At 35.0% G+C, this 26,355-nt stretch carries 16 protein-coding genes; 3 read left to right on the top strand and 13 right to left on the bottom strand.

The genetic code is table 11. The annotated features are described in order from the left end of the window. Positions 1 to 622: 622 nt before the first annotated feature. Positions 623 to 11,740 carry an outer membrane autotransporter barrel domain-containing protein gene (locus tag STERM_RS01155; protein WP_012859712.1) on the top strand — a complete coding sequence of 3,706 codons (11,118 nt, stop codon included), beginning with the start codon at positions 623 to 625 and terminating at the stop codon, positions 11,738 to 11,740. 189 nt (positions 11,741 to 11,929) lie between these two features. Here the strand turns inward: STERM_RS01155 and STERM_RS01150 are convergent, their stop codons facing one another. From STERM_RS01150 to der, 5 genes are all read right to left on the bottom strand, one after another. Then, positions 11,930 to 12,970, bottom strand: a complete 1,041-nt coding sequence (locus STERM_RS01150; protein WP_012859711.1) for an oxidoreductase — start codon at positions 12,968 to 12,970, stop codon at positions 11,930 to 11,932. A 138-nt stretch (positions 12,971 to 13,108) separates the two neighbouring features. Next, a complete protein-coding gene (locus STERM_RS01145) occupies positions 13,109 to 13,579 on the bottom strand; it encodes a MarR family winged helix-turn-helix transcriptional regulator (protein WP_012859710.1) in 471 nt (156 codons plus the stop codon). A 137-nt stretch (positions 13,580 to 13,716) separates the two neighbouring features. After that, positions 13,717 to 14,754: an AI-2E family transporter gene (locus tag STERM_RS01140; protein WP_012859709.1), complete on the bottom strand. Its 1,038-nt coding sequence runs from the start codon at positions 14,752 to 14,754 to the stop codon at positions 13,717 to 13,719. 1 nt (position 14,755) lies between these two features. Further along, positions 14,756 to 15,793: an AI-2E family transporter gene (locus tag STERM_RS01135; RefSeq protein WP_012859708.1), complete on the bottom strand. Its 1,038-nt coding sequence runs from the start codon at positions 15,791 to 15,793 to the stop codon at positions 14,756 to 14,758. Beyond that, positions 15,793 to 17,115, bottom strand: a complete 1,323-nt coding sequence (der, locus tag STERM_RS01130) for a ribosome biogenesis GTPase Der (protein ID WP_012859707.1) — start codon at positions 17,113 to 17,115, stop codon at positions 15,793 to 15,795. The genes STERM_RS01135 and der overlap by 1 nt, the downstream gene beginning before the upstream one ends. Before the next feature lie 250 nt (positions 17,116 to 17,365). Between der and STERM_RS01125 the strand changes: the two genes are divergently transcribed. Beyond that, positions 17,366 to 17,854 (top strand): DUF4189 domain-containing protein, encoded by a 489-nt coding sequence (locus STERM_RS01125; protein ID WP_012859706.1) that lies wholly within the window; start codon positions 17,366 to 17,368, stop codon positions 17,852 to 17,854. A gap of 53 nt (positions 17,855 to 17,907) precedes the next feature. Here STERM_RS01125 and STERM_RS01120 read toward each other — a convergent pair whose 3' ends face one another. Further along, a complete protein-coding gene (locus STERM_RS01120) occupies positions 17,908 to 18,228 on the bottom strand; it encodes a winged helix-turn-helix transcriptional regulator (protein ID WP_012859705.1) in 321 nt (106 codons plus the stop codon). Between the two features lie 147 nt (positions 18,229 to 18,375). Between STERM_RS01120 and STERM_RS01115 the strand changes: the two genes are divergently transcribed. Further along, a complete protein-coding gene (locus STERM_RS01115) occupies positions 18,376 to 19,011 on the top strand; it encodes an NAD(P)-dependent oxidoreductase (RefSeq protein WP_012859704.1) in 636 nt (211 codons plus the stop codon). Between the two features lie 82 nt (positions 19,012 to 19,093). Here the strand turns inward: STERM_RS01115 and STERM_RS01110 are convergent, their stop codons facing one another. From STERM_RS01110 to STERM_RS01080, 7 genes are all read right to left on the bottom strand, one after another. Further along, positions 19,094 to 19,702, bottom strand: coding sequence for a bifunctional 4-hydroxy-2-oxoglutarate aldolase/2-dehydro-3-deoxy-phosphogluconate aldolase (locus STERM_RS01110; RefSeq protein ID WP_012859703.1), 609 nt, complete (start codon positions 19,700 to 19,702; stop codon positions 19,094 to 19,096). 21 nt (positions 19,703 to 19,723) lie between these two features. Beyond that, complete coding sequence (gene dgoD / locus STERM_RS01105; protein ID WP_012859702.1) at positions 19,724 to 20,869, bottom strand: galactonate dehydratase; 1,146 nt, start codon at positions 20,867 to 20,869, stop codon at positions 19,724 to 19,726. Between the two features lie 47 nt (positions 20,870 to 20,916). Further along, a complete protein-coding gene (locus STERM_RS01100; RefSeq protein WP_012859701.1) occupies positions 20,917 to 21,828 on the bottom strand; it encodes a phosphotriesterase family protein in 912 nt (303 codons plus the stop codon). 29 nt (positions 21,829 to 21,857) lie between these two features. Continuing rightward, positions 21,858 to 23,123, bottom strand: a complete 1,266-nt coding sequence (locus tag STERM_RS01095) for a PTS galactitol transporter subunit IIC (protein WP_012859700.1) — start codon at positions 23,121 to 23,123, stop codon at positions 21,858 to 21,860. A gap of 12 nt (positions 23,124 to 23,135) precedes the next feature. Beyond that, complete coding sequence (locus STERM_RS01090) at positions 23,136 to 23,426, bottom strand: PTS sugar transporter subunit IIB (RefSeq protein WP_012859699.1); 291 nt, start codon at positions 23,424 to 23,426, stop codon at positions 23,136 to 23,138. Between the two features lie 2 nt (positions 23,427 to 23,428). Beyond that, entirely contained in the window at positions 23,429 to 23,890 is a 462-nt protein-coding gene (locus tag STERM_RS01085) for a PTS sugar transporter subunit IIA (RefSeq protein ID WP_012859698.1), read from the bottom strand. Positions 23,891 to 23,956: 66 nt separating this feature from the next. Beyond that, a complete protein-coding gene (locus STERM_RS01080) occupies positions 23,957 to 25,993 on the bottom strand; it encodes a BglG family transcription antiterminator (protein ID WP_012859697.1) in 2,037 nt (678 codons plus the stop codon). Positions 25,994 to 26,355: the final 362 nt, after the last annotated feature.

Raw genomic sequence — 26,355 nt, 5'->3', positions numbered from 1 at the left:
GTGATTTTTCTATATTATTTTTTATATTTCTAATTTTTCAGTTACTTAATCAACTTCATATATTAACATTATAAAATTTCATTCTTTACTCTATTTATCCAAAAAAATTATAAAAAAATAAATAACTCACTATTTTTATTAATCAAAATAAAAATTCAAAAGCATACTAACCTGTCTATATTACTAATCTACATTTCTTTTTTTACTTTTTGGTTATTTTAAATCCAGATATTTTATGTATTATTTTTTATTGTCTTTACTATATTTTCTCTGCATTATATATAATTTTATAATTTACAGCAATATTTAATTAAATATATAATCAGTTGATTTTGTTTTATTTATATGATAAAATTTAACCGAGTTTTATTTTAATCAGAAAATATAACTTATCTTCACATATATTATTTAATCTATTATTACTTATAAAAAATATACTAAATAAAAATATTTTTTATTTCAAGTCAACATTTTATTTTTTTTCTAAATTTTTACCATTTAATTAAACGAACACATTTTTATTTTTTATTTATAGTAAAGAATAAAAATGTTTTACATTGTTTTTAGTTTTTACAAAAAATATTTAATTACGTAAAATTTTATGTTGATTGGAGAGATTATTATGTGGAAAAATAAGAAAAAGCTTTTATTTTTAATAGCTGTCAGTTCCTTATTATCAGCTCAGAGCACCATAAATTCCATCTCTGATCATAACAAACTATATAATGTTATGACAGAAGATTTAACTTATCAAAAAAATTATGAAATCATTGAAAAAATTTTAACAGCTAAAAACAAAGAATTAAAAGATCTGTACAAACAGTCAGACTATATTGTAAAGCCCGAATATTTGGAATGGCAGGTATTTTTTACCGGTTTTTATGAAAATACTCACAGAGGCGGAAATTCCACTCAAAAAGATTTCCATGTCAGCTATTTGAGTGAGTACTCCCTAGAAATTCCCGAAGCAAAACGGGAAATTATTTCTAGTATACAAAAATCTTTAAAAAACGCTTCTGTAGTCTACAAATCTTCAATAATTGTCAATGAAAATACACCAGCTTCGATTAATCTTAGCCCTTTACAAAGCATCGCCTTCCCAGAAATAAACATTGGAAATTTTGAACCTGTAATTATCAATTTATTCACTCCGAAAATGCCGGAAACTGTTAATGTAGAAGTTCTGGCTTCTCCGTCAGTTATATCTGTGGGCACACCGCAGTTAAATAAATTTGTTGTATTAATGCCGAATACAATTCAAATACAGACGCCTGAAGTCAGTGATATTCCGGAAGTTAAGAAACCATCAACACCCCAGGTACCAACTGTATCAGCGAATGAATTTAATCCGGTTACATTTAATATTACCCCTCCGGTTTTAGCAAGTCCTCCGGTTTTTAATATAAAACTGGGTTCCTTTTGCAATTTTATGATAACAAATTGTAACAGCAAAGGAATTGACGGCGGTCCTTTTGGAGGCAATCCTATTTCTTTCGGAAGCAACGGAACCAACTATAATATATCTGCAGGCAGTATCGGAAATCTCGGCGGCGGTGCGTTAACAAACGGAAATCCGGCTATTCGTTACTCATGGGGAAGCACAGCATCATATAACTCTACTTTACTGAAAGTATATTTTGATTATGGAAGTGTCACAAGCAACCCCGGAGGCTCAGCTACTTTAACTGCGAACTTAACCATTGATTCTGTCAATAATCTTACAGCTGCACAAAAAACTACTGAAATAAACAACGGCAGATCATGGAATGCCCAGAGCTTTTTAGTAGGTGGCTCAAGAATCGCTACTCTTGATAATGTATATAATGCAAGTCTTATAAATAACGGAACTATGAATTTAGTAGGACCGCTTGTAATCGGTTTTGAAGTGCAGACTGATGCTGCTTACAGTAAAAATCAGGGAAAAAGAGAGGTAATAAACAGAAAAACGATAACAGATGCGGAGGAAGCTGGTTCAGCAGCATTGAATACTATTCTTCCTGTCGGTTCAAACCTTAATCTTAATCTCCCGCCCTTTGCCGGCGGCGGGACAATAACCGTAGCCAGAGATTCTTCCGGCTTTACCGGATATAAAATAGGACTTATGCTCACATATGAAGATGCTGACAGTAATTCATCAAACAGCTATGTTTTTACAAATGAACCTACAGGGCTTATAGATTTTAGAGGTGAAAAATCAATAGGAATGCAAATATATGCTCCGGGTTCAGAAAATGTGCCTATCAAAGTAACAAATCAGGGTGTAATAAACATAGGCGGAATAGAAAGTTACGGATTAAAATTATCTTCAAGAGCAAATTCTACAAACATGGTATTCAGCAATACAGGAATTATAAATGTATCCGGTAATAATGGAACCGAAAGCTCCCGTTCTTCCGGAATGGCAGTGATAGAAGATATTAATCTTACCGGAACTAAATCTATAAGAGCATATACAAATGCAGTTAAAAATTCCGGAACCATAAATGTTTCAGGCGGATACGGAAATTCAGGGATGATTCTCAAGGTCGCCGCACCGGATAATATTATTAATTCAGGAATTATAAATATAAACGGAACATCCAATATAGGAATGAGGGTGGATTACGGCTCGGTAAATACCGGAAATGCCGGAAGCCCCACAGCTCAAAATAATAATATAATAAATGTAAAAGATAACAGAAATTTAGGAATCATAGCAAACGGCAGAGGAAGTACTGCCAACACAGCTGTCGGAAATAACGGAAGTACCGGAATCGTAAATGTATCAGGAAATAATTCCGTGGGATTATTTTCTACCAACGGCGGAAAAACAATAAATACAGCATTAGGAACAATATCAGTATCAGGTACTTCTTCTCTGGGAATCGTCGTAGCTGACAGTACTTCAGCAGGAACAAATTCCGGAATAATAAATATCAGCGGAAACAGCTCAGCCGGTGTTTATAATGTAGGTACATTTAATATGGACGGCGGAAGCATAACAGCCAGTTCACCACGGAGTGTTGCTATATATTCCAAACCGCTTTCTACCACAAGTATAACAGGAGGCACTATAAATGTGAACAATGGTGCAGCGGCATTAAGTGCTGAAAACAGCACTATCAGCATGGCGGGACCTGTGGTCACTGTAAACAGCGGAGGATTATTCTTTTATAAAAACGGAACAGGAGCCGTTTCAGGAACCGGAACAGTTAATATAAATAACGGCGGAACTGCTTTCTACATAACAGGAGGTAATGTACCAGATATATCGACATTAATAACTTCCGGAAATTTAACTTTAAATATGTCGTCCGGATCTACCCTTGTGGGATGGGATCAGCCTGTAGGAGTATTAAGTCTGAATTCTCTTACCGGCACTCTTGGAACACCCTCAATTGCTAATGCTGTCATAAATGACTTAAGCAGCTCTACTTATAAATATTTCGTAATAAATAAAGCTGATATTATAGTGGACAAAAATATTTCTCTGTCAGGAGCCGGAAATCATTATTTCCCGAGAATAAGTCTCGTATCTTCTTCTATTCGTATTGCAAACGGATATACCATAACCGGAACAGAAAACAGCCAGCTGGGAATAGCCCAGCGAAACTACACAGGAAGTTCAGGAACCGGAGCAGTAGTATTAACCAATGACGGAACTATATATTTAAGCGGGAATGACTCTACAGGAATAGCAGGAGACTATACTTCCATAAATAATAACGGCATAATTACAATATCAGGAAACAAGTCGACCGGAATATTTACAGCAAACGGTTCTATTACTGCTAATAACGGAACTATAAATGTGAATACAGCCGGAGCCAATAGTTCAGGAGTAGGAATATACGGTACAAATCAATTTGACAGCACTCCGGTATCATATGGAACCGGCCGGATAAATATAACAAATAACGGCATTATAAAATATAACGGTGAAAACTCTTCTTCCGGAGCCGGAATATATGTTCATAATGATAACCTGTTAACAGATTCCACAGTAACATTAAATACAGGATCAAATATTAATATGTCTTCTTCATCTACAGGCGTAGGCATTTTTACCAGTAATTCCATCATAAACATAAACGGAGGAGTTATTGAAGCCGGGAATACTACAGGAATCTATGCAATAAACGGGAGCCGTATTAATGCTTCCGGAGGGAGTATCAGAGTCGACGGCGGCGGTGTCGGAGTATACCTGTCCGGGGACAGCCAATATAATGAAACCAGCTCTCAAACAGCCCAATTTGTCATAACAGGTGATAATGCTTCTTTATTCAGTCCGGAAACAGGTTCAATATTTAATATTAGTCCGGCAAATATTGACAACACCACAAATATGCTCACTACTCCTTACAAATTTATCGTAGGAAGCATCGGAGATATAAATTATACCTATGATTCTTCTCTAAATATAGGAAATGTTGAAAATGCTACTATTTTTGGAACCAGCGGCGGAACTATCCTGCTGGATACTCTCTCAAGTCTGGTATCAAATGGTGTTAATACAATAGGAGCGGGAGCTGGTGAAGCTAAGGATTCACTGATTTCATATCCCGGCGGGGCATACGAAATCATAAATAACGGAATAATTACACTGACAGGAAAACACTCGACGGCAATATACACAAAAGCTGGTGCCAAGGCTCTGAACAGCGGAACAGCTGGAAATCTAATCAGTATAGGGAAAAATTCAGCAGGAATGTATACAGAAGGAATTGATTCATTAGCCCAAAATGACGGAAATATAATAATAGGAGAGGGTTCTGCCGGTCTATACTCCTCTGCCTCTAAAAGTGCACTGACAGAAGCAGGAACAGTAAACAACGGAAATATCACAGCTCAGGAAATAACACCGGGGATATTTTCAAATAGTGTAACCGGAATATATATAACAGCCGGGAATGAAGGATATCAAAAAAACGGAATTATTAATTTCAAGGGCGAAGGATCAACAGGAATATTTAATGAAGGAAACTTTAATATGTCCGGCGGAACAGTTTCATTACAATCTCTCGGCGGAGTGGCTGTATACTCAAAAGGACAGAGGGCAGTTACAGAAATCTCCGGCGGGGCAATCGAAGTCCAAGACGGCTCTGTGGCACTGTATGCAGATAATTCTACTATAAAAGTATCCGGCGGTACATTTTACATAGGTGCTGAGGGTCTGCTTATGTATAATTACCTGTCCGGCGGATCAGCAGCCCTTGGTCAGTTAAATATAAGCAATACTCCTATTGCCGTTATAGATAACGGAGGAATGGCATTTTATGTGGAAGGCGAATCTTTATCAGGAATATCAGGAATATTAAATAATCTGGTAAGTACTGCAAGTACAGGTACTATGTTTTTAAATATGAAGAATGGTTCCAGTCTGCTGAGATGGAATAAACCGGTGAATACTCTTATTTTATCCGGAATCCCTTCTGTAGGAACCGTGAACGGGATAGATCACACTACTCTCACTGCCCCAGGAACAGACTATAAAGAATATTCTGTAAATCTTGGTGATTTGATAATAGACAAGAATATCACATTAAAATTTCTGGGAAATGCTTATGACGGTGTAGAGATGTCAAGATCAAAAGTAACTCTGGCAGCAGGCTACACAATAACTGATTCGCAGGACGGACAGGCAGCCATTGCTCAGACTAACTATAAAAAAGCAGTCCCGTCAGCCGGTGACATAAATGATATAATAATAACAAATAACGGTACTATCAGCCTGACAAAAAAAACTGCAACAGGAATAGCTGTTGATTACGGCTTGATAAATAACAGCTCCACAGGGATAATAAGCATCACAGGTGATGATTCGGCAGGAATACTGGCTGCCAACGGATCAATAGTAACAAACAACGGTATTATAAATATATCCGGAAAGGAATCCGCAGGCATATACGCCAGAAATTACTTTGACGGAACAGCAGCTACAAGTGCAGCAGTTCTTGGCTATGGTGATAACTCCATAAATATAAACAACAACGGAAAATTGGAAATACTTGCTTCATCAGCTTTGAATTCCGAGGTATACGGTATTTATCTCGATAATTCAGGTGCGGTTCCTGCGAATAAGTCTCTTTTGACTTTAGGGACAAACTCAAAAATTATAGTTGGGAACAGTAACCCGGCTTCTGTAAATAAAAATATAGGAATCTCATTAATTAATTCTGCCCTTCTAGATAACGGAGGAAATATAACAATAGGGATTCATGGTATAGGAATATATGCTAAAGACAGTATTTTAGAAGGATCGGGCGGTGTAAAATCTCTGGGGCAGGATTCAGTGGGATATTACTTTGAAGGCATTGTTAATTCACTCCTGCAGATGGGAAGCATAGAGCTTAACGGAAATGATCTGGCAGTATACAACATCGAAGACTACACCTCTGCCGGTATTAATACATTTAATACAGGAAATATAGAGCTGACAAGTACAGACGGCGGGACTTTTATTGTAGGAATGATCGGAAAAAACAGAAGCCTCGCTATGAATAATGAAATTATCATAAGAAAATCTTTGAATAATAGTTTGAACGGTACTGTAATAAGCGGAGACAGAGCTTCTTTGTTACTTGATACCAGTTTCCGGATAACATCTGAAGAAAATAAAATAATAGGCGCTGCTTCAAAAGAACTGTATACAGGCGGAAGCTGGAGTGACACCCTGAACCCGAATTATGAACTGGTATTTAAAGGAAAAATAAATTTGAAAAACGAGTCTGTAGGCCTTTATGCTTCTGAGGGTTCGAGAATATTAAACGATACTCTCGGAGAAATAAAAATAGGGGAAGCCTCTGTAGGAATGTACGCTGTTAATCAGACAGTATCAAGTAAAGCATTAAACAGAGGAAAAATACTGCTGAACGGTTCAGAATCATCCGGTTTAAGAGCTGACGGAACATCCCTTTCCGTAAATAGCGGAACCATCAAATCCTTGCAGGACAGCTCCGGAAACTACTACGAAAATGTTCAGGGAATGGTGGTAACGACCGGTGCCAGTGCAGAAAACAGCGGAGAAATAACACTAAACGGGAATAATTCTGTAGGAATATATAATAACAGCGGAAATGTCAATATGACATCAGGAAGTATAATTGTAAGCGGAAATCACAATGTGGGAATTTACAGTAAAAATTCCCCTTCCGGAACAAATGTAAGCGGCGGAATTATAGAAGCTTCCGGAGGAACTGCCGGGTCAGCAGTGGCTTTATATGCTGAAAATTCAAAAATAAAATTAGACAACGGCACATTATTAAAAGCTGGTAACAATGGAATTTTATTTTATACATCCTTTTCCGGAGCAACTCCTACGGGATCCTTTGATCTGCTTTCCGGAATTATACAGGCAGAAATAGGTGCCGGAGGAATAGGTTTTTATCAAAAAGGAGACAGCTCTGATCTGGGGCTTCAGACTTTTTTGAATACAATATTTACAGGAAGCGGAGCTTTGAATATAAAGCTCACAGATCAAAGCTCAAAATTATTTGTAATAGAATCAACAGGGGGAGTAAGCAATTTAAGCAGTCTGGTTCCGGGAACACTTGGTATGCTGTCCGGAACAAGGGTAAGCGTAGATTCTGCTTCAGCACCGGGATATAATATTTTTCTTATAAATAAAGGAGAATTAAATATAGACCAAAATGTAAATCTGGATAATGTATACGATGCATACAATAAGTCTGAATTTATTTCCTCAAAGATAACTTTAGCTTCTGGAATAACAATAACAGGAACTGATGATAATCAATATGCAATAGTACAGAAGAATTCTCCCGGCGGTCTTCGTTCAGATATTCTCCTGAATAATAACGGCGGCACAGTAATATTGTCCGGAAATCAGTCAGTGGGAATAACTGCCGATTTTGGAGAAATTATAAATTCCGGAACAATAGAAATATCAGGTTCTGATTCAATTGCACTTTTAGGTGCCAACGGTACCAAAATAAAAAATACCGGTATTATAGATATAAGCTCTTCCGGTGTGGGTATATACGGGACAAATTTATTAAGCACATCTGCGCCGTCTTATGGTAATAAAAAAATAGAAATAGAAAATGACGGCTTAATAACATTAAATTCTACAAATGAAAGGGCTTATGGAATATATGCAGGAAATTTAGATACAGCAATACCAATAACAGATTCTGCAATTATTCTCGGCGGCAATTCAATAATTGATATGTCAAACAGTATTAACGGAGTGGGAGTATTTGCCCAAAGATCTGTATTGACAGTAAACGGGATAATAAATACCGGCGACGGAGGAATAGGAATATATACTGAAAATACTGAAACCGAAATAAATTCACTAAATCTGAATCTCAGCGGGAACAAAGGAGTGGGATTATACATAACAGGAGATAAAGATCTGACAGCAAACGGCAATATAGACATAGATATAACAGGAACAGACAATACAGTATTTTATTTTAATTCTGCCGGTTCTATAAATAGTCTAGGGGAAAAACTGCGTATAGTAAATACTGCCCCGGGAGCCTCTTTCATTTTAGGGGTACTGCAAACAGCACAATTTAACTTTATCAATTCATATCACAATACAGTAGAGCTGGGAAACAGCAGTGTGACTGGAATTACAGGACAAAATTCAACAATAAGATTCGGAACAAATGTAACAGTTAACGGAAGCGGTGACGGACAAACTGCAATAGCTGTGAACGGACAGTCTCTGGCTTCGTTCATAGCAGGTTATACAGGATATGAAGCCGTGAATGAAAGTAATATCAATCTGCAAAATAATTCTACAGGTATATATGCTAAAAATGGTGCAAGTGTTTACAATTCCGGAACCTTGAATGTAGGAGACAATTCTGCCGGAATCAGCGGAAAAGATGCAGGCTCTAAAATAGAAAATACCGGAAATATAACTGTGGGAAAAGGTTCAGATGCACTATATCTGAAAAACGGGAATACTGTAATCAATTATGGAGATTTAAACGGAATAAAATCTGATATCATAGGAATACATATTGACAATATAAGCGGAAATGTAGATAATTACGGAAATATAAAGCTTTTAGGAGATCAGTCAGTAGGTATTTATACAAAAGGTGATAATCCTTTAGTTATTAATCATTATGGAACTATTACAGTAGGTGATTCTACAGATATATTAAATTCCAGTACAGGAATTTATTACAGCAGCTCAAATCCGGGAATCATTAATTCAAATAATATAATTGCAGGAAATAAATCTGTAGGTATTTATAACTTGGAAAGTACAGTAAATCAAAACGGTATTTTGAAAATAGGAAATGAATCAATCGGTATATATTTCGGCGGCGGTACCGCTGTTTTCAATGCCGGAAGCACACTGGAGACAGGAAATCAGTCAGTAGGAGTTTATTCCAGACAAGCCGGAACAATAGATATCAACACTACTAATGATATAAAAATAGGTGATAATTCATTTGGATTCGTTTTTAAAAATGGCGGAATCCTTAATACTGCTTCAACAGCTGCAAAGGTAGAACTGGGTGACAGCTCCACATATATTCATGCCGAAGGTCCAAGCAGAATAACAAACAATCTGGATATCCTTATGAAAAGCAATGCCAGCAACGGCTTTGTCATACTAAACGGAGACCTGACAAATAACGGAGCAATAACAGGAATTTCCGGAACAGGAAACACAGGAATATATTCGGAAAACGGAACTGTTTCAAATAAAGGGAGCATAACTTTAGGGGATTCACTTGTAGTCCTTAATGCTGATAATTCAGTTAATACAACAGCAAGCAACTATTCCATAGGAATATACGGAATCAATTCAAAAATTACCAACGGAGCAGGTATTGATATAAATGTAGGTAAAAACGGAGTTGGAATATACTCGGACAGCTCTGAAGCAAACATTGACAATCAGCCTGTGATAATAAACAACGGAAATATAAAATCAGCTTCAAACGGCGCATTCGGAATTTATACCATTAATTCAAATGCAATAAATAACGGATTAATCGAATTAACCGGAAATGACTCTACGGGGATAGCATTACAAAACTCTACAATCACAAATAACGGAACTATTATCATGAGAGGTGATAATTCTGTAGGAATCCATGCATTAAGCGGCTCTGTGGTAGATAATAAAGGAAGCATACAGATATATGGAGCCAACAGTACAGGAATATTAACTGCCTCGGGAACAATTGTCTTAAACAGCGGCAGTATTTACATAGATTCGTTAGTAACAGGAACATCAGAGGAAATCAAAGCAGATGAAGATGCCGCAATATATATAAACCCTATATTGAAAACATCCGGATTAGTTGTTGTAAATGATAATTTCAAATTAGAAGGTCTAAATCTTATTATAACTCCTGATCCATCCACATTACAGCTGGGTGACACTACAGTTCCGCATGATTTTATTATTTATACTTCAAAAGACCCCTATTTACAGGCTAATTCTCTTACCATAACTGACTCAATAACAGTAGCGCCCACTTATACAAAAGGAACAACAGCAAATACATATAAAATAGAGAATGTTATATTAACAAAAGACGGGACAATAGCTACACCCACAGGAGCAGTAATTATGAAAAGTGGATCGCTGACATGGGATATAACTACGGTAAAAAATTCAAAAGGCGGCTACGATATTTATGCAGAAAGAAAAGATTATAATTTATTTACAAAGGGGCTGTGGTTTGAAGAATTTGGCAGAACACTGGAGGAAAATTATCTGACTTCAAGCGGTACGGATGAAAAAGGTGAAATCTATGATAAAATTGATCAAATAACCAATGAGAATGCCTTTAGAAATAATATTTCCGCCCTGTCAGGAGAAATTTACGCCAACATAAACCAAAGAGAAAAAACAATAGCTGATATATTAACAAGCTCGCTGGATTTATTGCAGAATTCCAAAAATAACACAAAAGAAAATGTAAAAATAAATGTAATCACAGGAAAAGGAACTGTAAAGGAAAATACAAGCGGTGTTACAGACTATGATTATGAAACAGCAGGTGCTCTGGCACTCAGAGAAGTCGAAAGAACATACAGACACACCTTTGGATATTCACTTGGCTATGTTCATACCGGCTTTGAATTCCAGGACGGAAATGACAGTGAGGAATGGGTAGACACTATCCAGTTAGGTATACACAGCAAATACAAATCGGGTGACTGGATTGTAAAAAATGACTTTACAGGACGGTTGAGCAATCATAATATAGACAGAAATATAGACTGGGATTCCTCAGAAAGATCGGAGCTTAACGGAAGCTTCCAGACTTACAGCTTAACATCGAATAATATTCTGGGGCGTGAATTTGGTATAAATAAAAATAGTAACATTATGCCGTATGCCGGATTAGAAATTATGTATGTAATAAGACCGACATTCGAAGAAGAGGGACTGGAGAGACTAAAAATAGATAAAAATGATGCTTGGAGTGTAAAACCAAAAGCAGGGATAAAATTAGACAGCTCCATTCCGCTGGGAACAAAAACAGCATGGAAATTAAAAGGAGTATTGGATATTGCATATGAATATGAGCTGGCTGACTTAAATAAAAGAGAAAAAGCAAGATTAATAGCTATAGAAGACGGATATCACGATCTTGCAAAACCGCAGGATGAATACGGTACATTTAAAACAAGAGCTGAAATAGGAACTGAAGCAGAAGAAAGATACGGAATTTTCTTAACAGGTGAATATTCAGCCGGAGAACATGATCAGGAAGATTTTAGAATCGGATTATCCTTAAAAGCGGTATTTTAATTAATAAATTTACTAACATCCAAAAGGGACTGTATCAAAGTAGAAATTAATTCAGAATTTATTTATAAATATAGTGTAAATCACACTATTTCATATTTAAATTATAAAAATTCTATTTTGATACAGTCCCTTTTATAGTATTATTTAAATATCCATAATTATAAAACATCTCTCCTGTACAAAATTACCCTATTTAAAGTCTATAATTTTCGGATTAGGACATTTTATTCCTATTGTTAATATTTCCAAGAGCATAAGTGCTTCCTCGTCGGATATGAGCTTTTTTTTCTTATTTATGATAGCCTCATAAAGATTATCATATATTCTTCCATAATCACCCGAAATAGTGTGCATAATATCTTTCCTCATTCTTCCTCCATTATCAATATATGCAAACTGTCCGTAATTTTCTTCCGGCTCTTCCCCGAATCCTTTTTCCCATGGCATAGTCCCGGCTTTCAGATATTCTTCCTGTTTATCAATTCCATATTTGATAAAACTTCCGTTTTTTCCCTGTATAATAAATTTGGGATATTCCAGCAGTACTAAATGGCTTGATTTTACTATGACCTTAATATTGTCATAAAATAACTCTACATGGTAATAATCATCGGGCTTTGTTTTATCTCTCAGACTTCTTATGTCATAATATATTTTTTTCGGCTTTCCGAATATTGATATCATCTGATCTAATGCATGTGAACCAAGTCCCCAGAATACTCCATCTACAGGTGTCCCGGGCTTTACTGCTTCCTCAGGTCTGAATCTGTCAAAATGCGACTCTATCTCCACTATTTCTCCCAGATTTTTATTTTTCAGAGCTTCTTTAAAAAGCAAAAAATCAGAATCAAATCTCCTGTTCTGATAAGGCATTATAACCAGTCCCTTTTCCTTTGCAAGATCGAAAAGCTCTTTTGCTTCTTCTGTTGTTTCTGTAAAAGGCTTCTCTACAAGCACATTTTTTCCTGCTTCAAGACATCTTTTAGCAAATTCATAATGTGTCTGAAGCGGAGAACACACAGAAACCAGTAATATTTCCTTATTATTCAAAATATCCTGAAGATTATCAGTAAATTCTATATTGTATTCCTTATAATTTTCCTCAAGTTCAGGTTTTCTTTTTCTGCTGTATATTGCTGTTACTTCAATATTATCCCGTCTCAAAACATAAGGAAGATGATATCTCGTCGTACTTTTTCCAAATCCTATAAATGCCGTTTTTAGTTTCATAAGTCCGCCTCCCGATTGATTTTATATTGCCGTATTCATATATTACATTATTTTTTATAATAACACAACTAGTCAAAAATCAATCAATAAAAAAATATCCCAAACTGTAACAGCTGGAATATTTTACATGAATCATAGTTAAATTGTAAAGTCTATCTCAAATTTTTCGCCTTCCTCTAAATAGTCAGCAAGCTGTCCCATATCTTTTGAAATTCCTTTTAAATATGGAAGATTACTAATTTTTCTTATGAACTTGTCATTAATTCTCTGCCATGCCTGAAAAACTGAATCCATTTCTGCTATTCCTTTTTTTGTAATTTTGGTATACGACTTTTTTCCTTCTTTTTCTCTTTCCACTAATCCCTTTTCTGTAAGTTTATCTACAAATCTGGTTACTGTGGATGGAGCAATTGCTAACTTATCTGCTATTTCACTAACTGATAATCCTTCTCTCTGTTCATCTAAAAGTATCATCAGGTACCCGTGTGTCGGGCAAATCTCTAGATCTGAGAATGCATCCTCTGCATACTTATTCGCTATTCTGAATAATCTAGAAATAGTGAAATATAGACAGTCATCAAATTTTGATTCTTTTCTACATTTACTCATATTTCTCACTTCCTTCACTTACCTGTATCTACAACTATATATCTTTTTAGCTCATTTGTCAAGATTTTAATTTATTTTCTTTATTTTCCCCTTTTTATAAAGGACTCCAGCCGTCACTTCATATTTTATTTTATTACTTATTTAATTTTTTTTCTATAAAACTGAAATATCAATTTTATTATGATATATACCGGTATAGCAATAAAAGCACCTATTATTCCAAACAGCGAACCGCCTATCAAAATAACAAGAAGAGTTGTTATAGGATGAATATTCACAGATTTACTTGTCAGCCATGGTTTTACTATATTTGCTTCGATCCCCTGAAGTACTGTAATAATCACCAGAATACTTATAAATAAATTCAGAGATTTAGTTGCAGCATATATCAAAACCGGAACTATGCTTATAAAAGGCCCTATAAACGGTATCAGATTTCCTACCCCTATTATTATTGAAAATAACTGCATATAATCAACCTTTAAAAAATAAAATACAATGCTTGAAAGAGTACCTATTATAAAACAGTCAAGCAGTGTTACCTTAATATATTTTCCTACAGCGTCATCAATATCTTTAAGAAGCGGAAGTATATTTCTTTTTTTATTTCTGATAAGACTTTTTCTAAGCCCTGTTTTTATGCTGTCATAACTGAACAGAAGCATAACTGTAAAAATGGGAGTCATAAACATAAAACTAAATAATCCCGAAAATAAAGCTATACTGGAATTTATGAGATTCATAGAATTGGAAAATAAATATTCCCTTACTTTACCCACCACTGATTTTAGGTCAATATTTGTTCCGTCAAGAAATTCATTTATCTCTTTCTGAATCTGTCCCTGATTATTGACAAAATATCTGATCAGACCGTTAAACTGCTTTATCACTAACGGAAGTATCGAAATTACTATATATAAAAGAAATAAAATAAAAATACTGAAAACTATAACAATAGATATTTTTTTATTAATTCTTAATTTTTTTGAAAGTACGTCTATAAAAGGCATAAGACAATAAACTATTATAAATGATGAAATAAAAGGTACCAATGCACCTATTACTATATTTACCGGTTTCTGTACATATTTGTAATTTTGAAAAAACAAATATAATGCCAGCAGGACTAATACCAGAATTATCAATATCTCTCTGACTTCTCTGTATTTTCTCATTTTATACCCCTTTATTATTTTTATAATATTCATATATTACTTTTATTACAAGATAAACCGGAATTGCCAGCAAGGCACCGATTATCCCGAAAAGACTTCCCCCTATAAGCAAAACAAGAAGGGTCGTAATCTCATGTATTTCCACGGTTTTACTCGTTATATACGGTACAAGAAATACTGATTCCAGTGTCTGTATAAATACTATTGCTATCAGAACACCTATAAATATATTAAATGACTGAAGCAGAGCAAACAAACAGGCAGGAATTGCGCCAATCACAGGTCCTACATAAGGAATCAGATTAGTTACCCCGATTATAAATGAAAATAAAAGGGCAAACTTTAGTCCTAATATTGAAAAAATAATATACACTAATGTCCCAACCAAAAAACAGTCTATCAGCTTGCCTTTGACATATTTTCCCAGAACCACGTCTATATTACGCATTATTATTATTATATCTCTTCTGTCAGCTTCCAGTATCCGAAGCTTCAGCTTCATTTTCAGACTTCGGTAATCCTTCATAAGTAAAAATAAAAAGATCGGAGTCATAAAAACTATACTGAAAAATGCTTTTATAAGCGAAATTCCAGAATTCAGAAGACTAAATATATATCTGAAAAACCATTCCTTCAGCTTATACACTATCTCTGATATGTTTATATGAGAGTGCTCTATATATTTTGAGACCTTCAGCTGTATTTCTCCCTGATGGTTTATTATAAAGCTTATCATGCTGTTAAACTGATTCACCACTTCCGGTATAAGAGCCAGAACCATAGCAATAAAAACAAACATCACTACAAAATAAACTATCATAAAAGCACTCATTCTCTTAAAATTCAGTTTTTTCTCCAAAAACTCCACTGCCGGCTCAAGAACATAAGTAATAACAAAAGCAAGAATAAACGGTATCAAAGCACTGAGTATTACATTTAAAAACGGTACAAAATACGGCAGAACCTTTGTTATAAGAAATAAACATACCAAACACAAGACAAGTGTAACCAGCTTATCTTTTGTCTTTTCAATATTCATTAAAAATTCCTTTCACTCTTCTTATTAAAGATAAATTCGATAGGTGACCCCTCAAAGCCAAAATATTCTCTGAATTTATTTTCCAGATATCTTTTATATGAAAAATGTACAAGCTCGGGATCATTTGCAAAAAATACAAACCTTGGCGGTGCCACTCCGATCTGTGTTACATAATTTATTTTTACTGCTCTTCCCTTTCTGGTAGGTACGGGATTAACCGCAATCATCTCACCAAGTACCTGATTAAGAACACCTGTTGATATTTTTTTGTTATATTCCTCAAATACGTCATTAATCTGATCCAGAATAGGCATAACCCTCTGACCTGTCAAAGCAGACATTGTTATTACCGGAGCATAGCTCAAAAACGGAAGCTCTGTTTTTACCAGCTCTGTAAACTGCTTTACAGTAGAATTATCTTTCTCTATAAGATCCCATTTATTTATGGCTATTATCAGCGGTTTTTTTTCATCATGTATTAAGCCGGCCACTCTTTTGTCCTGCTCTGTTACAAGCTCTGTAGAGTCCAGCATAAGTACACATACATCAGCTCTGTTAATAGCTTTTATCGCTCTCAATACGCTGTAATATTCTATAGAATCATCTATTTTTGATTTTCTTCTGATTCCGGCAGTATCTATTATTCTGTATTTTCTGTTTTTATATCTGAAATCAGAGTCAATGGAATCTCTTGTTGTTCCTGCTATATCACTGACTATACTTCTTTCCTTATTCAGTATCTTATTTACAAGTGATGATTTTCCGGCATTTGGTCTCCCGAGAACAGCTATACTCAGTACTTCCTCTTCCTGAACAGTATTCATTTTCTCAAACTTGCCTATTATTGCATCCAGAAGATCCCCTAGATTAACCTTATGCTCTCCGGAAATCCCGATTACTTCCTCGAATCCAAGACCAAAAAACTCATATATTCTATCCTGATTTTTTATATAATTGTCTATTTTATTTACTGCAACTATTACTTTCTTGTCTTTCTTTCTCAGAACAGCGGCTACTTCCTCATCTAGACCTGTTATTCCATATTTCCCGTCTACAAGAAATACAACTACATCTGCCTCATCTATAGCTACCTGAGCCTGATCTTTTATCTTACTCATAATAAAATCCTGTGTTTTAGGCTCCAGACCTCCGGTATCCACCAGAGTAAATTCTTTTCCTGACCATTCAACGTCTCTATATAATCTGTCCCTTGTAACTCCGGGCACATCCTTTACTATCGATAATCTTTCTCCTATCAGCTTGTTAAAAAGTGTTGACTTTCCTACATTAGGTCTCCCGACTATTGCAACTATTGGTTTCATAATATTCTCCTTTTTTTTCCTGTTATGTAATTATATCATATATTTGTGTTTCTGGGTTAGTTTTTTATGCTTTCGTTTTTAATTCTTTATTCCTGAAAAACAACTGTAAAAATACACTTCTAAAACTATATGGAACCTTCTGTAATTATAAATTATTCCAGATTATTCTTTATTTAACAATCAATTGACAAATAAAAAAATAATTTATATAATTAACTTATTTAAAAAATGATTTTAAAAGGAGATTACTATGAAAAAAATATTATTTTTTATTGTAACTTTATTTTTATTAAACGGAGTTATGAGTTTAGCAGATAGTATGTGCGGTCCCAACGGAGTCTTTAATCCCGGTGACAATCAGTGTTATCCTGCATCAGGCGGGGGATATACCGAAACTGCGGATGACAAATACTATGCAGCAATTGCTGTTGATCCTTCCACGGGTGAATATGCCTGGGGAGCATCCTACCGATCAAAAAACAGTCTTAAAACTGATGTTTTATCTAACTGCGGAAGTCCTAACTGTAAATTTTTAGGAACAATACGCTACAAGCAATGCGGGTCTCTTGCATATTCAAAAGCTGATAATATCTATGGCTATGATACCATTATTTACTGGACTAAAGGAGATTCCACAAAGAAAGAACGTGCAGAAGAAAAATCTATAAAAAAGTGTGAAAAAAACGGCGGTAAAAAATGTGTCGTTCAGATAAGTGTGTGCGATATAGGTAAATTATAAATAAAATGATCCTGTGTAATTAGTTTATACAGGATCATTTTATTTTAAAAAATCTATTCCATTTTCTCTTTATACTCTTCCCCCCAGACAGTCATCACATCAAGAACAGGCTTCAGACTATAGCCTGTCTTCGTCAGAGTATACTCTACCCTTGGCGGTACCTCTGCATATACCTTCCTTGAAACCAGTCCACTCGTTTCCATCATACGCAGATTCGCGGTAAGTACTTTCTGTGATACACCGTTAATTCCTTTTTTCAATACTCCAAAACGCTTTGTACCATCCATTAAATCACGTAAAATCAGTACTTTCCATTTATCCCCTATTAACTGAAGTGTTACTTCAACAGGGCAGGCAGGTAATTCTTTTTTCATTTTCATTCCTCCAAAAGTCTTTATTTATCACAATAGTTTCCCAAAAGATACTATAGCACAAAAAAGTGCTTACTTTACAATTCATCCATACTATTATAATATATTATTATAAATAAAAAATCAAATAAATATTCAGGAGGGTAAATTATGAAAATAGCAGTAATCGGTGCGAATGGAAAAGCAGGAAGTCTGATAGTAAAGGAGGCTTTAGAGAGAGGTCATGAGGTAACAGCAGTGGTACGTGACAGCAGCAAAGTAAATAACACACAGGTAAAAATTTTGGAAAAAGACTTATTTGATCTTACTTATGATGATCTAAAAGAAAATGATGCTGTTATAGATGCATTTGCTGTCTGGGCAGAAGATCAGCTGTATCAGCATAAAACTTCCCTTGCACATCTTTCGGATATTCTGGCCGAAAAGCCAGTTCGTTTACTTGTGGTAGGAGGTGCTGGAAGTCTGTACGTTGATCCTGAACATAAATTACGTTTAATGGATACTCCTGATTTTCCGGACATGTTCAAGCCTCTGGCATCAAATATGGGTGAGGCTTTTGATGCTCTTAGAACAAGAAAAGATGTTAACTGGACATATCTTAGTCCTTCGGCAGACTTTTCAGCTGAAGGCGTACGTACAGGGAAATATAAAGCAGGCGGCGAGGAACTTATGACTAACAGTAAAGGTTTAAGCACTATCAGTTATGCAGATTACGCAATAGCGATGCTTGATGAAGCCGAGCTCCCAAAGCATTTACAGGAGCGTTTTACAGTTGTATCCGAATAACACCGGGAAATAAAAATTTAATATTAAAAAGGACTATGCAGCTGTTATTTCAGCACAGTCCTTTTTTATTTATCTGAGAAATTCACACAGTTTCTATTATTTCTGCTATTTCCTTAACATGCTTTTCCAACTTTTCCCAATCCTTACTTTCCAGATACGATTTTTTTATAAGACTTGATCCCATTCCCACAGATTTGAACCCTGCTTTGAAAAAATCTGTTATATTATCTTTCTCTACACCGCCCACAGCCATAAATTCCACTTTATCAAACGGTCCCATGAGATTATTTATATATGAATCGGGAAGGTCAATGGCAGGAAATAATTTCAGATAATTAAAGCCGTATCTCAAAGCAAGTGCGACTTCACTCGGTGAAAAAACTCCCGTTATCAGATCAATATTATTTTTTCCGGAATATCTCAGTACCTCTTCATTCACTGATGGTGTAAGAATAAATTCTGCCCCGGATTCTTCGGCTTTTTTTAATTCTTCCACATTTAATATGGTGCCCATTCCTATTCTGGCTTCTGGAAACTCTTTTTTCAGCATTTTTACTATTTCCAATGAATCCTTTGTATTATATGTTACCTCAAAATCCTTGATATTGTGTTTTATCAGTATTTCCCCTACTTTTAGGACATCCTCTTTTTTTACATTTCTCAAAATCCCGGTTATTTTTGACTTATTCATTTTTCCTCCTGCCTTTAACTACTACCATTCAGCTATAGTTCCGTCATAGTTTTTCCATTTTGGATTAGTCCAGACGAGTCCTTCTGCTGACACTTTCTTTACAAGCTCTTCATCAATTTCTATTCCCAGCCCCGGTTTTTCGGGTACATCCAGATAACCATCCTTAAACATGAATATCTCTTTGTTCTTTACAAAATCTATCAGATCAAACCCTTTATTATAGTGAATCCCAAGACTCTGCTCCTGTATAAAAACGTTAGGCGTACACATATCAAGCTGTAATGTAGCTGCAAGAGCTACAGGACCGTAAGGTGCATGAGGTGCTACTGCTATATCATACATTTCCGCTGCTGCAGCTATTTTTCTTGTTTCCAGTATTCCTCCGGCAAGAGCTACATCCGGCTGGATTATATCCACGGAATTGTTGTTAAACAATCTTTTGAATTCCCATCTTGTACTTAATCTTTCTCCTGTAGCTATTGGTATGGGAGAATTTTTAGCTGTATCAATTATTGCATCCCAGTTCTCGGGAAGCACCGGCTCTTCTATAAACATCGGTCTGAAAGGCTCCAGCTCCTTGATAAGTATTTTTGCCATAGGTTTATGAACTCTTCCGTGAAAATCAATACCTACCTGTATTTTATTACCAAGCAGTTCCTTTATTGAATTCATTCTTTCCAGTACCTGATCTACTTTTTCATATGAATCTATATAGTGAAGCTCCTCTGTAGCATTCATTTTCACTGCTGTAAATCCCTGATCAAAACGCTGCTTCGCCTCCTCGGCTACATTATTTGGTCTGTCCCCTCCGATCCATGAGTATACTTTCAGTTTATCCCTGACTTTTCCGCCCAAAAACTCATAAACAGGCATATTATAATACTTTCCTTTTATATCCCATAATGCTGTTTCTATTCCTGAAATTACGGTCATATTCACAGGCCCGCCTCTGAAAAACGATCTGTATAATTCCTGCCATAATGCTTCTATATCAAAAGGATCACGTCCTAATAATTTTTTACACATCTCATTGGCACATGCTGTAACAGTTTCGGTTTTAGTTCCCGAAATCATTTCACCCCAGCCTTCTATTCCTTCATCAGTTATTATTTTTATAAAAATCCATCTGGGCTTCACTTCATATATCTTAAATGATGATATTTTCATCTTCGGCTCCTCTCATTTCTTGCAGTTTATAAAATTTTATATTTAGTTCAAAAGCTGAAAAATCTTTTTGGATTGTCTATCGTGATCTTATCAAAATATTCCCTGCCTATTTCCCTGACAAACTTATCCTTAAATACTCCCAATATATAATCAAGTCCCGGCCTGCCTCCATAGGCTGTGACATAGTCTTTTTTACCCATATCACCTGAAAGAAATAACTGACCTCCAAACCCTTCCCTGATCATTATTTCTATTTTTCTTATCCTGTCTTCATCAATATTATCAAGTTCACGCCCTACATGATCTGTTAAAATATTAAATCCTCTTTTCAAAGCTTCCAGCTGTATATTTAAATCTTTCTGGACATCTGTATGTCCCAGCAGTATATTTTCAGGCTTTACTCCGTTTTTTACTAAAAGTTCTCCCTGTTCCAGCATCATTGTTCCTTTATCACAATGTGTACTTACCGGAATTCCCGTTAGTATATGTACCTTAGCCGCTGCTTTTATTATCTTTACTTCTGTTTCTGTAATATTATTATAACTGGTTCCGCATTTTATAACTCCGGGACAGATATCAGTACCGTCCATCCCATTGTTTATTTCCTCCAAAAGCATATTTATAAGGTCAGTTTCAGTCAGCTTAAAAGCCAGCTCCGGTAAAAATTCCTCTTTATGAAAGCCTGTACAGCAGATTATATTTATATTTTCCCGTATGGCTATTTCTCTGTATTTCAATGGATCTCTCCCGTAATTCAACGGGGTCATCTCCACTATGGTTTTCCCTGATTTTTGTTTGAATTTTTCCACTTCCATACACATTAAATTTATATCCAGAAGTCTGTAGTCATCATATTTTTTATCAGAAAGCTCCGGTGAAACTATCAAGTGTTCGTGTGCTAATGTGTATCCCATACTATCACCGGAAATTTTTCCGCAGACTGTTCTTACACTTTTCATAAAATCACCTTTCTATGTATTTTTCTGCATTAGAATTTGAACAATAACGACAGCTTCCATAATACCCAGCTCAGAAGGTGTGTTCCCGCATCCTCTGTAGAAATAAGCGTACCGGCTGGAATTTCAAATCCTCCGGCAATTGCAAGCTGTGTATGAATATATGCCATATTCGTAGCTACAAGCAGCATTAAAGCAGTACAAATAACCGTTGTTATGTATCCTCTTATTATGTTTCCTTTATGAAATGCTACGGGCCATGCTGCTACCCACATTGACATATAAGCTATATCCGGAAGCGGAAGAAGTCTGTTTCCGGGAAGTACAGTCGCCATTATCAACGTTGTGGGAACCATTAATATCCCCACTGCTATTACAGAAGGATTAGCTATTGTAAGTGCTGCATCTATACCAATTGTAAAATTATTTCCCTGAAACTTATTGTTCAGTATCTCCCTTATCCCGTTTGCAAAAGGCATAAGTCCTTCCATTATTACCTGCATCATTTTAGGAACAAGTATCATTGCAGAAGCAGTTGTCATTGCTATTATCATGATATTTCCGACACTCTCTTTTGCAAGAATACCTATCAAAGAACCAAGAACAATCCCCATAAAAAGCGGTTCCCCAAATACTCCGAATCTTTTCTGTATGTGTTCGGGATTAGCGTTCAGATCTCTGAATCCCGGTATTTTGTTATAAATTTTCTCCATTAACCATGCTATAGGTGCGAAGTTAACAGAATTCGACGTAGGGAAAGATACACCCGGAAGTCCGAAATAGCTTTCTGCAAGCGGTGCTGTCCAGTCTGCAAGCTTAAATGTAATAACAGCAGTTAAAACCGCACCTGTTATTGCAAGAATTGCGTTATGAGTACTGTACCATACAAGAGCTGCCGTAAATATAAAGTGGTTATAACTCCAGAAATCCACCATTACACATCTTGTTTTCTTAATTACAAGCATTAATACATTTACTCCCAAAACTGCAAGAATTACTACTGCAGCCATGGGAAAAGACCATGTAGCCGCAGCTCTCGCCGGCCATCCTACATCCATTATATCTGTTCTTAATCCCCAAAAACCTACCATTTTCTGTATAGGCTCCGATACACCTGATATAAAAAATCCTACCGCCATATTTACCCCGGCAAAACCCACTCCCACAAGTATTGAAGATCTAAATAACGTACTTATTTTTAATCTGAATATTAATCCTATTACAAATATAATTATCGGCATCATTACCATCGGCCCCAGTGATGCTATGAACTGCAGCCCCTTTATTACCATTTCCATACACAACACTCCCTAACTCTTTAATATATCTAATATTTCCGCTATTGTTTTATCTATTCCCACACCAGTTACAAACGATATTCCCTTTACCACGGGTATTCCTCCGGCAGAGCTTTCATCCAGCGGACCTGTAGGCACTATTACATCAGGATTAAACGTTTTTATCTGAAACGGTACCTCAGCAAATTTGCACTGCCCGAATGAAGCATCTATTCCTGCTTTCTGACAGGCCTCTTTAATATTATTCAGTGCAACAGTACTTGTCACCATTGATGAACCGCAGCAAACCAAAATCTTTTTCATTTTTATTCCTCCTCATATATTAAACGTATTAATTCATCTTTATCCTCAGAATTTTTTATTTTTTCTATCAGATCATTTTTTGAAAATATCTTCATCAATTCTTCCAGAACTACTATATGTTTATCCTTTTCATTAAGCGATATTACGAAAACAATATCCACGCTGATATCTGACTTGCCGTCTTCAGCACTTTTAAACATTACAGGTCTATCCAAAACGACTATATAAATAACAGGCTTCAAAACATTTTCCATATCTGTATGCGGGATTGCTATATTATATTTCCCTCCCAGCTCAAACCCCGTGGGATACTGTTTTTCCCTCCCTAGAATATTTTCAAGAAAGCTTTCCTTTACATAACCGTATTTTAACAGTTCTCTGCTTACATTGGTTATTAAGTCCTCATAGCTGTCATAATTACTCTTCAGCTCTATACATCTGTTATCCAGAAAATTATTCAGCATTTCCAACTCCTTTTTTAGTTTTATTTCTCAAAATCTTTTTTGACCGTATTCTGATATACTATGAGTTCAAGGCATCAAATATAATTTTATAAGCTCAAGAAACTCTTCCGTATTTTTTACGGTATTTGTTTTTTCTATAAATTCCGTATTTTTCATTAATTTTATTATATCCTCAATACTTTTTACATGGTCTTTCTTTCTCTTGGCTGAAATAAAGAAGATGAGTGACACTTTTTTCTCACCGGGAAACAGCACAGCCTTCCGTAATTTCAGTATACTCACTGATGAAATATTTACATTTTTACTGGCATCTCCATGCGGTATTGCTACCTCATTCTGAAAGACAAAGTGTGCCCCGAAAGTTTCTGTTATATGTATAATTTCATCTATATATTTTTCTGTAATTTTTTTATTTTTTAAAAGCAGATTTCCGGCTGTTTTTATAGATTCCTGCCAATCCTTTACGCTGTCAAGTATAGAAACTTCCTCTTTTGTAATAAAATCCTGAAGTCCTCTGTCTTCATTCTTTTTCTTATCCAGAAATACCACCTTTGATAATTCATTTTTCAGTTTTATTTCATTATCAATATTCTTATTTATGATATCAAGTATCTCTATTATTTCTGTTTCATTTACCTGTCTTTTTACTAGATTATAACTGCTGAGTATCTTCTGGTCATTCATTGTAAAAAACGGTGAAACTGTAACAACAGGTATGCCGTTAAAATCTCTTTCTTTCGTTTTAATGGTACTTATAATAATATCTACATTTTCGATATTTGTATCAAAAAGCTCAAAATATGATATTACATCAATAACTTTTACTTCATACTCCTTCTCCATTCTGTCGGCAACAAGTCTTGATGTTCCATAACCCCCGCTGCATATTAACAGTATATTCTTAACAGTTTTCTTTGTGTTTCTTTCAATAGAAGCCAGAAAATGCAAAGTAAATAATGCTTTTTCAGAATTTGAAAAACCGCTTCCTATGAGCTCCGCCAATGGTTTTAACGATTCTCCCACTATTTCCAGCAGTTCCTTATATTCCTTCACTTCATCAAAATAAATATCTTCCTCTGTAAAAATACTGTTTTTCATTCTGTATATCGCTGGTTTTATGTGATTCAGCAGTCCCTCCAGAAGCTCGTCATCAGATAAAATATCCGTATTTGTCCGGCTGCTCACATTTTTTATAAGCTCTTTTACTAAAAGCTCTATTTCCAGCCATTTATCAAAGATAAGAGTATTATATGCATATGAATGAAATCCCAGCATATAATCTGCCAGAATCATCTTTTCATTTTTCCCGTATTTTACTCCGAGACTTTCTTCCAGCGGTCCGATATCCTTTGATATCATTTTATATTCTTCTATACTTTGAAGAAATTTTTTATTTTCCACATTTGTAATTGTTTTTTTCTGCTTTATTCTTAAATATGAAATCACCATATAGGAAAAGAAGTATTCATAAAAATTATTATCTTTGTTTTTCAGATCTCTTGATATTTCCCTTATGAATTTTTTTACCGCCTTTATATCTGCTTCTGTAAGATATTCAAAAAAAATATTTTCTGCAGGTATTTTTTTATCATTTGAAAAATCCTGATAATAAAGCTCACTTATCTCTCTGAAAAATTCCCTGAAAATCAGATTTCTTATCTTGCCTTCATCTCCGTGCAGCTGATTATTTTCAAGCTGTAAATCATATTTTTCCATTTCCCGGGCAAATTCCAGAATATCACTTTTTACGGTTGTTCTGCTTACACCCAGACTTTTAGATAACTTTGTTATATTTATCTTTTTCTCAAAAAATAATTTTGCTTTTAAAAAGCTCTGTCTCTCCTCCTTTGAATCCTTATTCATCCCGTCTAAAATCCCCCTGAGCCTTTCTAAATCAAGAGAATCTTCTATACCCAGCCCTCCGTTTTTATTTTTTACGAGAAGCGGCATATTATTAAGCTCAAGTATGAAGTCCAGCTTATTTATTTCATACCTCACAGCCTGTTCAAGAATGTTCAGATGTTCTGCTGTTTCCCTTATGGTGGTATCTTTGTTTTCTTTAAGAAAGTCAACAATTTCTAATAATCGATTATTAATATACATCTATATCACCTACTAAATAATATCCTGAAAAGTATCTGTCATCAATTTTCAACTTTTCAAAAAAAATTTTGAAAATTCTTTCACTTTAAGAAATGTAAAATTTGTCTGATAATTTATAAATACGTATAAATATTTATAAATGCTGTTTCTGAAAAAAATTTTGTGATCAATCTATAAAATGAAAATATGGTTGGTTTTGACAGCGGTAAATATTAATTATTATGTTGAACATTAATATTTATGATAAGCACATATAAGTTTATTTTCAAAAAATGATAATTTATTATACTTAATTTAACTTATTATATCATATGAAAACAATTATTTTACAATTTCATCAGTATATATATCTTTTATAAAAT

Origin of the sequence: Sebaldella termitidis ATCC 33386, assembly GCF_000024405.1 — a bacterium.
Taxonomy (GTDB): domain Bacteria; phylum Fusobacteriota; class Fusobacteriia; order Fusobacteriales; family Leptotrichiaceae; genus Sebaldella; species Sebaldella termitidis.
The sequence above is the reverse complement of the archived record's forward strand: the minus strand, read 5'-3'. Positions and strand labels throughout refer to the sequence as shown.